The organism is Kaistia soli DSM 19436 (assembly GCF_900129325.1).
In the GTDB taxonomy this organism is placed as follows: domain Bacteria; phylum Pseudomonadota; class Alphaproteobacteria; order Rhizobiales; family Kaistiaceae; genus Kaistia; species Kaistia soli.
Genome location: NZ_FQUP01000001.1, coordinates 1,868,764 through 1,881,151 on the forward strand (window position 1 = coordinate 1,868,764; position 12,388 = coordinate 1,881,151).

General features: G+C 63.5%; 11 protein-coding genes and 1 pseudogene. 1 reads left to right on the forward strand and 11 read right to left on the reverse strand.

All coding sequences use genetic code 11. The annotated features are described in order from the left end of the window. Positions 1 to 2 precede the first annotated feature (2 nt). The 10 genes and pseudogenes from BUB39_RS09030 to BUB39_RS09075 all read right to left on the reverse strand — a co-directional run bounded on the left by BUB39_RS09030 (position 3) and on the right by BUB39_RS09075 (position 10,493). The gene (locus BUB39_RS09030) at positions 3 to 1,103 is read right to left on the reverse strand and encodes a branched-chain amino acid ABC transporter substrate-binding protein (RefSeq protein ID WP_073052900.1); all 1,101 of its coding nucleotides are present in this window, start codon (positions 1,101 to 1,103) and stop codon (positions 3 to 5) included. Between the two features lie 100 nt (positions 1,104 to 1,203). Further along, entirely contained in the window at positions 1,204 to 2,319 is a 1,116-nt protein-coding gene (locus BUB39_RS09035) for a branched-chain amino acid ABC transporter substrate-binding protein (protein ID WP_073052563.1), read from the reverse strand. A gap of 168 nt (positions 2,320 to 2,487) precedes the next feature. After that, a complete protein-coding gene (locus BUB39_RS09040) occupies positions 2,488 to 2,832 on the reverse strand; it encodes a DUF6867 family protein (protein ID WP_073052564.1) in 345 nt (114 codons plus the stop codon). Between the two features lie 85 nt (positions 2,833 to 2,917). Then, positions 2,918 to 3,655, reverse strand: a complete 738-nt coding sequence (locus BUB39_RS09045) for an ABC transporter ATP-binding protein (protein ID WP_073052565.1) — start codon at positions 3,653 to 3,655, stop codon at positions 2,918 to 2,920. A 20-nt stretch (positions 3,656 to 3,675) separates the two neighbouring features. Next, positions 3,676 to 4,548 (reverse strand): annotated as a pseudogene (locus tag BUB39_RS09050) (ABC transporter ATP-binding protein); the annotation flags it as partial. After that, complete coding sequence (gene livM, locus BUB39_RS09055; protein WP_073052567.1) at positions 4,548 to 5,939, reverse strand: high-affinity branched-chain amino acid ABC transporter permease LivM; 1,392 nt, start codon at positions 5,937 to 5,939, stop codon at positions 4,548 to 4,550. The pseudogene BUB39_RS09050 and the gene livM, both read right to left, overlap by 1 nt. A gap of 2 nt (positions 5,940 to 5,941) precedes the next feature. After that, on the reverse strand, positions 5,942 to 6,859 hold the full coding sequence (locus tag BUB39_RS09060; protein ID WP_073052568.1) for a branched-chain amino acid ABC transporter permease: 918 nt from the start codon (positions 6,857 to 6,859) through the stop codon (positions 5,942 to 5,944). A gap of 375 nt (positions 6,860 to 7,234) precedes the next feature. Next, positions 7,235 to 8,488 (reverse strand): MFS transporter, encoded by a 1,254-nt coding sequence (locus BUB39_RS09065; protein WP_073052569.1) that lies wholly within the window; start codon positions 8,486 to 8,488, stop codon positions 7,235 to 7,237. 138 nt (positions 8,489 to 8,626) lie between these two features. Then, positions 8,627 to 9,499, reverse strand: coding sequence for a uracil-DNA glycosylase (locus BUB39_RS09070; protein WP_073052570.1), 873 nt, complete (start codon positions 9,497 to 9,499; stop codon positions 8,627 to 8,629). A gap of 64 nt (positions 9,500 to 9,563) precedes the next feature. Continuing rightward, positions 9,564 to 10,493 (reverse strand): L,D-transpeptidase, encoded by a 930-nt coding sequence (locus tag BUB39_RS09075; protein WP_175561790.1) that lies wholly within the window; start codon positions 10,491 to 10,493, stop codon positions 9,564 to 9,566. A gap of 246 nt (positions 10,494 to 10,739) precedes the next feature. On the opposite strand from BUB39_RS09075, the gene BUB39_RS09080 reads away from it, so the two are divergent. Then, a complete protein-coding gene (locus tag BUB39_RS09080; RefSeq protein WP_073052572.1) occupies positions 10,740 to 11,417 on the forward strand; it encodes a hypothetical protein in 678 nt (225 codons plus the stop codon). A gap of 25 nt (positions 11,418 to 11,442) precedes the next feature. Here the strand turns inward: BUB39_RS09080 and pcaD are convergent, their stop codons facing one another. Beyond that, on the reverse strand, positions 11,443 to 12,228 hold the full coding sequence (pcaD, locus tag BUB39_RS09085) for a 3-oxoadipate enol-lactonase (RefSeq protein ID WP_084527042.1): 786 nt from the start codon (positions 12,226 to 12,228) through the stop codon (positions 11,443 to 11,445). Between the last annotated feature and the right edge of the window lie 160 nt (positions 12,229 to 12,388).

Below are 12,388 nucleotides of genomic sequence, written 5' to 3' on the forward strand. Positions count from 1 at the left end.
GTTCAGGAGCCCGGCAGCGGCTCGAAAGTCTCGGCGCCCCAGCGGTAGATCCCGAAGCCCGGCAGCTTCGTATCGCCCTTGGCATCGAAGGCCACGGGGCCGAGCACGGTGTCGACTGTGTTCTTGCCAAGCCATGCTGCGAGTTCGCCGCCCTTGGCGGAATGCGTCGCCTTGCGCGCGGCTGCAAAGAGCTGCACGGCGGCATAGGCCGGCAAGACGAAACCGCGCGGCTCGACGTCGTCAGCCCGGAACGCCGCAGCGACGGCTTCGGCAGGCTTTTGGCTGCGCCAGTCGGTGTAGAAGGTCATCAGCGTGCCCATGGCGGCAGGGCCTGCGACATTGCCGAACTCGCTGGTCGCGAGCGCATCGCCGCCCATCAGCACGATGTCCGAGCGACGGGCCTTCAAAGCCGCGGCGATCAGCGCCGCATCGCCGTCATAGCCGGCGACATAGAGCACGCCGATATCGTCGTCGATCATGACATCGACAAGACCGGCATAGTCCTTTGCGCCGGGCTCGAAACTATCACTGCGCGCTTCCTTGACGCCGGCGGCGTTCAACCCGGCCACTACGGCCTCGGCCAATGCCTTGCCATAGGGTGAGCCGTCACTGACAACCGCGATCCGCTTCTTGCCATAGGCTTTCGCCAGGAAGGCACCGGCGGCCGTCCCCTGCGCGTCGTCGCGGGCGGCGAGTCGGAGGATTGATGGGCCGGGACGATGGTCGGTGAAGTCGTTCGCCGTAATGGCCGGGCTGATTGCGAGGATGCCCTTATCGGCATAGACGGCGGCAGCGGCATCGCCCTCGGCGGCGCACACATGACCAACCACGAAGACGTCGCCGCGCGCGGCAGCCTTGGCAGCCGCGGTTGCCGCTGTATCGGCGCGGCAGATGTCATCGGACACATCGAGCCGGACCGTCTGGCCATCAATGCCGCCGGCGGCGTTCAATTCCGCGACGGCGCGCGCGGCACCCGATTTGATTTCCTGGCCAAGCGTCTGGTACGGGCCCGACAGTGGCGCGATGACTGCGATGCGGATATCGGCCAGCGCAACCCCGGCAAATGCGGTGGTGCAGAGTGCGAGGAGAAGAAACCGTCTCATGCTCATGTCCATCGATGATGGCCGATCATGCACGGGCCAGGCGGAAATGAAAACGCCGGCCCCAATTGGGACCGGCGCTGATGCATCGAAAGTCGAGAGCCTAGAGCGGCACGTTGGTGATCTTGCCGTCGTCGCCCTTCTTCCAGATCCACATGACATAGTCGGCGGTCGTGCGGTCGCCCTTCGCGTCGAAGGAGAGCGGGCCGATCACGGTTTCGAACGGTCCACCGGACTTCAGCGTCTCGGCGACCTTCTGCGGGTCGGCCGTGCCGGCCTTGGTGATCGCATCGACGATGACCTGGACGGACGCGTAGGCGTAGAGCGTATAGGCCTCGGGCTCGAAGCCGGCGGCGCGGAATTCCTCCACGGCGGCGGTCGCCATCGGGTTCTTGCGCGGATCGGGCGAGAACGTGTTGAGGGTGCCCTCGGCTGCCGGACCGGCGATCGAAGCGAACTCGTTCGACACGATGCCGTCACCGGAGAAGAGGGTCGCCTTCAGGCCCTGCTCAGCCGACTGGCGGACGATCAGGCCGCCTTCGGTGTGCAGGCCGCCCCAATAGATGATTTCGACGCCAGCCGCCTTCATCTTGGAGATCAGTGCCGAGAAGTCCTTGTCGCCGACATTGACGCCTTCATACATGACTTCCGTCACGCCGGCGGCATTGAGGGCCTTCTTGGTCTCGTCCGCGAGGCCCTGGCCGTAGGTCGTCTTGTCGTGGATGATCGCGACCGGCTTGCCCTTGAGGTTCTCGGCAATGTACTTGCCGGCAACCGCGCCCTGCTGATCATCGCGACCGCAGGTGCGGAACGTGTTCCACAGGCCGCGCTCGGTGAAGGTCGGGTTGGTCGAGGCCGGGGTGATCTGAAGGATGCCGTTCTCGGCATAGACTTCGGACGCCGGAATCGACACGCTCGAATTGAAGTGGCCGATAACGAATGTCACGCCATCGCCGACGAACTTGTTGGCGACCGAGACGCCCTGCTTGGCGTCCGAAACGTCGTCGCCGAGTTCGACGACCAGCTTCTGGCCGAGCACGCCACCCTTCGCATTGATATCGGCGACGGCCTGCTCTGCACCCTTCTGGAGCTGAGCGCCGAAAGCCGCATTGGCACCGGTCAGAGGACCGGCGACGCCGATCTTGATGTCGGCATGGGCGGCGCCGGCAAATGCCAGGCTCGCTGCAAGCACGAGACCGGACATGAGGGACTTCTTCATTGATGTCTCCCGTTGTTACTGGAAGTTCGCTCTGGAGCGTTTTCGGCGGATGTTGAACGCGCCTTGATCAGGCATCTTGCCGATTTTGCGGGTCCTGTCACCCGGATTCTGGATCCTATGTCAGCAGTAAGTCGTTGCTTTCGCAAAAGCTTATCCTGCCGCCAAAGGCTATTTCGCGCGCCATGAGAAGGCGCCGGATTTTTCGTATAGCCAATAATATTGAGAAACCATCTGATTGGCCAAAGTATAGCGATAGGCGATGGTTCCGATGGCAAGAAGAATTACGAAGTCGATCAGCCAGTAGTGGACCGAGAGCAGTGTGCCGCCGAAAAGCGCAAAATGAATAAAGCGCACGCCGAACGAGAGAATGAGCAGATAGACGACCACAGGCAGGAAGCGCCGCCAGGTGAGGGCGCAAGCGCGTCCGGTCATCCAGGCACCCGCGCCGCCGAGGATCAGCGTGACGAAGATGAAGACGAAGATGGACTTTTCTTCGAAGAGGAGGCCCTGCATCGTCGTCACTCCGGCAATCTGTCCGCGCCGGCGGTCGGCGGGAGGGGAAGGCAGGCCGCAGCCGGGCGAGAGCGGAACGGGGCGGTCAATGCGCGCCCCCCTCGAGATACGCCGCTCGGATTTCAGGCTTTTCGAGCAGTTCGCGGCCTGGGCCCGACATCGTGACGGAGCCGTTGACGAGGACGTAGCCGCGATGCGCGAGCCGCAGCGCGTGGTAGGCGTTCTGCTCGACAAGGAAGACCGTCAGCCCTTCGGAGCGGTTCAATTCGCCGATGGCATCGAATATCTGCTTGACGATCAGCGGCGCCAGGCCGAGCGAAGGCTCGTCGAGCATCAGAAGCTTCGGCCGCGCCATCAGCGCACGCGCGATCGCCAGCATCTGTTGTTCGCCGCCGGAAAGCGTGCCGCCGCGCTGTCCGATACGTTCCTTGAGGCGCGGGAACAGCGTGAACATGCGCTCCACGTCCTGGTCGAAATAAGCGAGATTGTCGAGCGCCGCGCCCATCTGGAGATTCTCCAGGACCGTCATGCGCGGAAAGATGCGGCGACCCTCGGGCGACTGGGCGATTCGCAGTCGCGCGATTTCATGCGTCGGCAGCTGCGTGATGTCGCGGCCCTCGAAGAGGATCTGACCTTCGCGTGCGCGCGGGTTGCCGCAGATGGTCATCATCAGCGTGGACTTGCCGGCGCCGTTGGCGCCGATCAGTGTGACGATCTCACCCTTGTTGACGTCGATATCGACGCCCTTCAGCGCAATGATCTTGCCGTAGTAGGTCTTGGCGCCGCGGACCTGGAGCATCGGCGTGGCCGTCGTGACGGTCATGGCGTCGCTCCTTCAGTCAGTTCGTCCAGCTGCTCCTCGACCTTCTCGACCTCCTCGTCGTCGACGCCAAGATAGGCGGCGATGACGCGCGGATCGTTGCGGACTTCGGAAGGCGTGCCGTCCGAGATCTTCACGCCATATTCGAGCACGACGACATGGTCGGAAATTTCCATCACGACGGACATGTCGTGTTCGATCAGCAGGATCGACGTTTTCCCCATCTGTCGGATGTCGAGCAGCAACGTGTTGAGTTCGGCGGATTCGCGCGGGTTAAGGCCCGCGGCCGGCTCGTCGAGGCAGAGCAGTTCCGGACCCGTGCACATCGCACGGGCGATCTCTAGGCGGCGCTGGGCGCCATAGGGGAGGTCGCCGGCCGGGTCATCGGCGCGGGCAGTGAGCCCCGTCTTGTCGAGCCAGAACTTCGCCGTCTCGATCGATTCCTTCTCGGCGCGCTTGTAGGAAGGCATGCCGAGGACGCCGAGGATCGTCATGCCCGAGGCGAGCATGAGGCGGTTATGCTGGGCGACCAGGAGGTTTTCCAGCAGGGTCATGCCCGAGAACAGGCGAATATTCTGGAACGTCCGCGCGACCTTCGCTTTGGCCGAGATACGGAAGTCAGGCATCCGCTCGAGCAGGAATGTGTCGCCCGCAGCGTGCTTCAGCAGGAGCATGCCCTGCGTCGGCTTGTAGAAGCCCGTGATGCAGTTGAACACTGTGGTCTTGCCGGCGCCGTTCGGCCCGATCAGCGCCGTGATGTCGCCGCGGCCGACCTCGAACGAGAGGTCGTTGACAGCGACGAGGCCGCCGAAGCGCATCTGGACATGCTCGACCGTGAGCACCGGATCGGCGGTCCATGGGCGCGGCGTCTGTTCGCTTGAGAGGACGGACGACATCACCCGTGGCCCTCCTTGACGAGCGAGCTCGAGATCGATTTTCGCTCCGTGAGGAAGACGGTCGGCTCGCGGGCCGAGACAAATCCACGCGGCTTCCAGATCATGACCAGCACCATCGCCAGACCGAAGATGAGCATGCGGAACTGATCGGGATCGAAGCCCTCGCCGAAGACGGCTTTCAGGAAATCAAGTTCGCGCAGCAGTTCGGTGCCGCCGATCATCGCGACGGCGGCCAGCGCGACGCCGATCATCGAGCCCATGCCGCCGAGCACCACGATGGCGACGATGACGGCGGATTCCATGAAGGTGAAGCTCTCGGGGCTGACAAAGCCCTGGCGCGCGGCGAAGAACGAGCCGGCGAAGCCGCCAAACATTGCGCCGAGCGCGAAAGCGGTCAGCTTTGTGTTGGTGGTGTTGATGCCGAGCGAGCGGCAGGCGATCTCGTCCTCGCGCAGGGCCTCCCAGGCGCGGCCGACCGGCAGCTTGCGCAGCCGCAGCGTGACAAAGGCCGTCAACAGCGCGAGAAGCAGGATGAGGTAATAGAGGAAAATCTTGTAATAGGCGCTCGACATCGCGAGGCCCCAGACCTTGGCAAAATTGTTCGGGGCCGAGACATCGAACGAATAGATGCCGAAGAAGGTGATCTTCGGGATCGAGGAAATGCCGGCCGAACCGTTGGTGAGCTCGCGGAAGTTGATCAGGACCAAGCGAATGATCTCGCCAAAGGCGAGTGTCACGATGGCGAGATAGTCGCCTCTGAGCCGCAGCACCGGGAAGCCCAACATGATGCCCCACATCGCGGCGAGAATGCCGGCCATGGGCAGCAGCAGCCAGAACGAAAGGCCGAAATGGGTTGCCAGCAGCGCATAGGAATAGGCGCCGACGGCATAGAAGGCGACATAGCCGAGATCGAGCAAACCGGCGAGGCCGACCACGATGTTGAGGCCCCATCCGAGCATCACATAGATCAGGATCTGGATGCCGAAATTGTCGACCCACTTCAGCGAGCCCTGGAAGCCCAGGAAGTAGACCATCAGCGCCGGATAGATGAACAGGAAGACGAGGCCGGTCGGCGCGAACCAGCGCGCGAGCCGGGCGCGGAAGGCGACTTCGCCCGCGGTCGCCGGCGGCTTGTCGCGCAGCTTGTTGCGCGTCATCGCTGGCCAGATCGTCGTCGTCAGCAGGAAGCGGCCGGCGATCACGATGCCGACGATGATCGCCACCAGCCCCCAGCGGGTCGTGATGACGAGCTCGTTCTGCATGTTCTGCTCGGTCTTCAATCCGACCAGCGGACCGAAGATGCCGAGGGCGACGACACCCGCAAGAATAGCGTCGCGCGCGGCGCCGGCGATCGAACCGCCGGGGCCGGACGTCGTTTTTGCCGTTGCCATGCTCAGACCTTCTCGACTTCCGGTCGGCCGAGCAGGCCCTGCGGCATGAAGATCAGGACGATGGCGAGGATCGAGAAGGCAGCGACATCCTTGTAGTCGATCGAGAAATAGCCCGACCAGAACGTCTCGATAAGGCCGATCAGAAGCCCGCCGAGCACAGCGCCGGGCAGAGAGCCGATGCCGCCGAGAACGGCCGCTGTGAAGGCCTTCACGCCCGGCGTGAAGCCGTCCGAGAAGTTCACGACGCCATAATAGGTGAGGTAAAGCGTGCCGGCGACGGCTGCGAGCGCTGCGCCCATCACGAAGGTCAAGGAGATCGTGCGATCGACATTGACGCCGAGCAGCGCCGCCATCTTGCGATCCTGCTCACAAGCGCGCTGGGCGCGGCCGAGCGGCGTCTTCTGCACGACATACCAGAAGCCGGCGAGAAGGACGGCCGTGACCACCCAAATGAGGATCTGCTTGTAGGAAATCGTCGCCGCGAAGTTGTTGCGCTCCATCAGCGTGATGGTGCCGGAGAGGACCGGGGGCAGCGGCTTGTTGCGTGGGCCCTGCGCGACCTGGATGAAGTTCGACAGCACGATCGACATGCCGATCGCCGAGATGAGCGGCGCCAGGCGGAACGAGCCCCGCAACGGCCGGTAGGCGACACGCTCGATCGCCCAATTGAGCAGGCCGGTGAGGACCATGGCGATGATCATCACAGCGATGAGCGCCATGATCACCGAGGAGACCCCGAGAACGGTCGTGAACAACAGGAAGAAGATCATGGCGATGAAGGCCGACACCATGAAGACGTCGCCATGGGCAAAGTTCACCATGCCGATGATGCCGAACACCATCGTGTAGCCGATTGCGATCAGGCCGTAGATCGAGCCCAGCGTGATCCCATTGATCAATTGCTGTAGGAAGATTTCCATCTGCGAAAGTTCCCCGGTGCAGCGCGCTTTTTGCCGGGGGCTCGTACCTTGCGGTCGGCCCCTCGTTGATCCTTTGGCTTAGCAATTCGGCACGCACAAAACAACAGCACGACCCCCGCCAGGTGGGATGTATGTTTCGGGGTGTGAACAAAAGACGCGGAACATTGTTCGATCGCGAGGCCGATCCGGATCTTTGACGCAAGGACTCCAGAGATGCCGAGAGAGCGCGCTGAGCGATTGTCAGATGGATGGCTGGATTGTCAGAAGCGAGCTTGGGGCCATTTGCCGGCACGTTGATGAAGCTGCTGGAAGAACCGCTACAGCGCTTTCCGCCTAACAAATCGAATCTGCATCGGCGCGTAACGACTTGAAAAATCAGGCGGATGCCTGCTTGCCCTCAGAGGCGCGCGGGTCGAGGGCGATCGTCTCCGGCGTCGCGTCGCGCAGCGGCGGCATCGACTGAAATGCGTCGCGCGGGACATCGGCGACCGCTGGCCTGCGGCTCAGGCGGTAGAAGATGTAGGCGATGAGGCTGGCATGCATCAGCCCGCAGAAGGTGAACAGGCCCTGCGGGCCGACCCACTCCATCGCCAAGGCGGCGACGATCGGGCCGATCATGGTGCCGATGCCCGACATAAGCAGCAGGCCGCTGGCGATCTTCACGAAATCGTCCGGCGCGGCATAGTCGTTGGCGTGGGCAACGGCGAGGCCGTACATCGGATAGACCATGCCGCCAAATCCCGCGACCAGCGCGATCACGACGAAGGCGCTGCTCGGGTTAAGGAGGCTGATCGTTCCGCTCATGATGATTGCAGCGAAGGAGACGCCGATCAGCACGTAGCGGCGGTCGATCCTGTCGGACAGGCGGCCGAGCGGCACTTGAGTCAGGGCGCCGCCGAGCACGGCGCCGCTCATCACCAGCGCGATCGCGCTCGTCGGCAGGCCGATCTTCTGCGCATAGACGGCGCCGAGCGTGCCAAAGGCGCCGTTCACCATGCCGATGATGAAGCAGCCGACCGCCGACACAGGCGAATTCACGAAGAGGCGGCGGAGGTCGAGCTTGGTCGTTTTAAGGGGGCGAGGCGTCTGCGCCGTCGACAGCGCCGAGGGCAGGATCGCCAGCGAATAGAAGATCGCGCCGAGCACGAAGAACTCGTAGCCCTCGGTTGATCCCGTGGTGATCAGGAGCTGGCCGGCCGTCGAGGCCGCGAAATTCACCATCTGGTAGACCGAGAAGATGGTGCCGCGATTCTCGCGCGTAGCGCGCTCGTTGAGCCAGCTTTCGACGATCATGGCCGCGCCGGCGAAACAGAAGCCGGAAAAGGCCCTGAGCGTGATCCAGGCGAACGGCGAGACATAAAGAAGGTTCAGCAGGATCACGACGCTGGCGATCGACGCCATGACGCCATAGGCGCGGACATGGCCAACACGGCGCACGATGCGCGGGACGATGAGGCAGCCGGCGACGAAGCCAACAGCCCAGCCCGTGCCGATCAGGCCGAGCTCGGCTGTCGTGAACCCTTCGATCGAACCCCGGATGGGAAGCAGGAGCCCATGGAGACCGCCGGCGACCAGGAGAAGGGCCGATCCCATGAGGAGCGCGGCGACGGGAACGAGCTGCGATGCCATGATGATCGAGGTTGCCGTGATGGCCGCGATGCGGCAATTGCTTCGGTCACCTTGTTGAACGGTGCCATGTCGAAATCATGGCGCATCATCGTGAACATCTCGTCACCAGAGCGCTCAACGTGCGGATATGCCAAGCTTTCAGCGCGTCTCGCTGGCAAGTGCCGACTTCAAAGCCAGAAGATCCCGCCAGACGAGCCGCTTCTGCAACGGCTGGCGCAGGAGATAGGCTGGATGAAGCGTCGCCATGGCGCGAATCGTCCGCTTGCCGGTGTCGAAACCGAGCCATTGGCCACGAAGTCGCAATATTCCTTCGCGCGTGTCGAGCAATTCCTTGGCCGCGGCACCGCCGAGACAGATCAGGAAATCCGGGTCGACAAGCGCGATCTGACGCCGCACGAAGGGGCGGCAGATCGCGGTCTCCTCGGGCGTCGGCGTCCGGTTGCCGGGCGGGCGCCAGGGCACGACATTGGCGATATAGACCTGCTCTCGATCCAGGCCGATGGCGGCGAGCATCCGGTCGAGCAGCTGGCCCGACCGACCGACGAAGGGCACACCCTGGAGGTCCTCCTCACGGCCGGGCGCTTCGCCGACCAGCATGATCCGGGCAGCCGGATTTCCGTCGGCGAACACAAGCGAACGGGCGGTGAGGCGAAGGGAGCATCCTTCGAAGCGGCCGAGCGTTTCGCGCAACTGATCGAGCGTCTCAGCTGAGGCCGCGGCGATCCGTGCCGCCTCGATGTCGAGGTCTGGCGTCTCGGGTGCACGTGGCGGGGCTGGGGCGAAGGTCGGGCCGGCGGACGGCGCCCGGGCCGAGAACGCCGCCGCGTCGGCTGTCGGTGATTCGAATGCAGGGGCCGGCGCCGGGGCGAAGACCTGTTCGGGCGGCGGCGCGGCGAAACGATCGATCGCAACCTCGTCGATCGCCGTATCGACTCCGTTCGCCTGATACCATTCGATCAACGCGGCAAGCGCGTCGGCCGTCAGGCTGCCGGGGTCTGTTTCGATCCTCATCCGGCGATCTTACCGACAGAGCGGGTCGATGACAAAGCGGCGCTGCGGCTGCTGCGCCGATGGATCAGCTGATCGCGGAATTCATCACGACTAGATCCTTGCCGGTTGCATCTGGATGAAGCGGCAGGTCCGTGGTCACAAGAACGTCGCCGGCTTTCATCAGCGACTGGATGGTTGCCGTCACCTTCGGATCGGCATGGATGCGGAAGAGCGTGCCCTGAGCGTCGGCGGCGGCAGCGCTGTCGCGGTCGAAGCCGATCGCATGCCAACGCAGATCCCCAGTGGGAGAATCGGAGCGATTGAGCACGAAGGTGTAGGAGCCGAGCGGCTTGGTGGGAAAATCGAAATGCGCCGGCCCGTCAGCGACCGTGACGCCGTTGACGAGCACCAAGATGCGTTTGTCGGCGCTGGAGACGATGATCGAAACGGCCTGCTCGGGCGCGGCGGCAGAAGAACCATGAGGCTCGGCGGCTGCAACCGCTGTCCGGGCTTCCTCAGCGACGATATCGGCCAGCACCAGGCCGTCGCGCCCGACATCCACCGGCTCATCATGGGCTCCGGCAATGATCACCGGCGTACCCAGCGTGGTGACGCCGAAGAGAAGGGACGAGAAGGCTAGCGGCAGGTGAACGCAGCCATGCGACGACGGATAGCCCGGCAGGCCGCCAGCATGCAGCGCCACGCCCGACCACGTCAGCCGCTCGGTATTCGGCATCGAGGCCTCGTTGTAGAGGCTCGAATGATGCGTGCGGTCTTTCTGCAGGATGGTGAAGACACCGGTCGGCGTGTCATGGCCGGCCTTGCCGGTGGAGCAGGTCGAGACGCCGATGCGGATGCCGTTGCGATAGACGAACAGCATCTGGTTCGGGATCGATACGACAATCGCGACCGGCCCGATTGGCGACCTGTCCGGATGCCAGGTGAAATCGCCGGGCTTCAGGTCGGCAACGTCTTCGACTTCGACCGCGCGCGCGACAGCCGGCAGAAACGCCAAGGCGGTGGCACCGAATGCAAATTGGCGGCGGTTGGGTCTGCCGAAGGACGACCGCTTGTCCGATCGCGTGGCCATAGCCGAATCACCTCCGCCGCAAGTTGATCCAGGATTAGGCGGCGCGGACGCTGCTGGTCAATTCTCTGACAGTGCGGAACGCAACGATCATGTGGTTCCAGCGGAACACCGAGAAACACACGACAGAGGGTGACTGGTCTCATACGGGGCGACGCTCTATTGTCCTGCCGCATGAGGATTGAACAGCCGCCAGGCAGCCGAGGCAGTCTCAAATGGATCCAGCGTTCGGTCGCGGAGAAGTGGCACACCCTTGAAGCGCCGATCCTCAGTGCGGCCGGCGGAAGCGAGCTGCGCTGGTATTCGCCGCTTGCGGCCGACTCCTATGCCGAATACCGGGACGAGGCCTGCCTCGGCCTGCTCGGCCAACTCCATCTGGCGGATGCGCTGCAGGATTTCTGGCCGGCGCGCGGTCCGCAATGGGACGCGCTTGCAAAGACCGATTCCGGCGCCGTCGTGCTTGTCGAAGCGAAATCTCAGATCTCCGAACTGTTTTCGCCGGGGACGGCCATTGGCGAAGCAGCCCGTCTCAAGGTCGATGCCGTTTTCGAGAATCTTGCGGACCGGCTGAAGGCGGCTTCACGCCGTGCACGCTGGACCGAGCATTTTTATCAACTCGCCAACCGCTTGGCGTATCTCGATTTCCTGCGCCGGCACGATGTCGAAGCCTGGCTTGTGCTGGTGAATTTCGTTGGCGACGCGGAGATGCATGGCCCGCATTCCGACGCGGCCTGGGAGGCTGCCTATCAGGTCGTGTGGCATGTGATGGGCTTGCCGAAGCGGCACGCCCTCTCATCCTATGTCGTCCATGTTCATCCTGATGTGCGAATGAACGGGCAACACGCGCTGTAGCCTTGAGACCGAAGACGGCCTCTCGCTACTGCAGGAGGAAGTCCAGCACCAGATCGTCGAAGGCGGTCCCCTGCTCGACATTGAGGAGATGGGCGGCTTTGCGGATGACCTCGAGACGCGCCCCTTCGATCGTCGATACCCATTCCCGCGTCTTGGCGATCGGGGTCGCCGCGTCCGAGTCGCCGCATATTGCGAGGGTCGGAACCGGGATGAGTTCGAGATCGTCGCGAAGGTCCATTTCCGCCAGGGCTTCGCAACAGGCGGCGTAGCCTTCGTCGGATGCCGTCAGGATCATTGCGCGGACCCGCGCGCATTCCTCAGGATGGGCGGTGCGGAACGCTTCAGTGAACCAGCGTCCGATGACAGCATCGACCAGCGCCTCGACGCCTTCGTTGCGGGCGGTCTGGGCACGACCCTCCCAGACCTCGCGCGGTGCAAGATGCGGCGAGGAGGAAACGATCACCAGCTTTTCGACATGCTCGGGCGCGTTGATGCCGAGCCATGCCGCGGTCATGCCACCCTTCGACAGCCCGACGACATGCGCCGATTCGATGCCCAATGCCTCCATGACGCCGCGGGCGTCACGGCCCAGCCGGTCGATCGTGTAAGGCGTTTCGGGCGGGGCTGACTGCCCATGCCCGCGATCGTCGAATCGCACAATACGGAAATGTTCGCGAAACCGCGGCATCTGGCCGTCCCACATCGTGTGGTCGGCACCGAGTGCGTTCAGGAAGAGCAGCGGCGGCTTGCCGTTGTCCGGATCGGCCTCGACATAGAGTTCGATCCCGTCGTCCATCGCAATGCGTGGCATCACCCTGTCCTTGCCGCTACCCCGATTCCGCTCTGGCGATCCGCCGGCGGGAATGATCTCATCATGGTTCTGGTCGGCGTCAACCTATATAACCGCGACAGCGGTTCGAACATGCCCCGACTCGCCTCGCATGGGCCTCCTTATGGCGTCGTCGTTACCT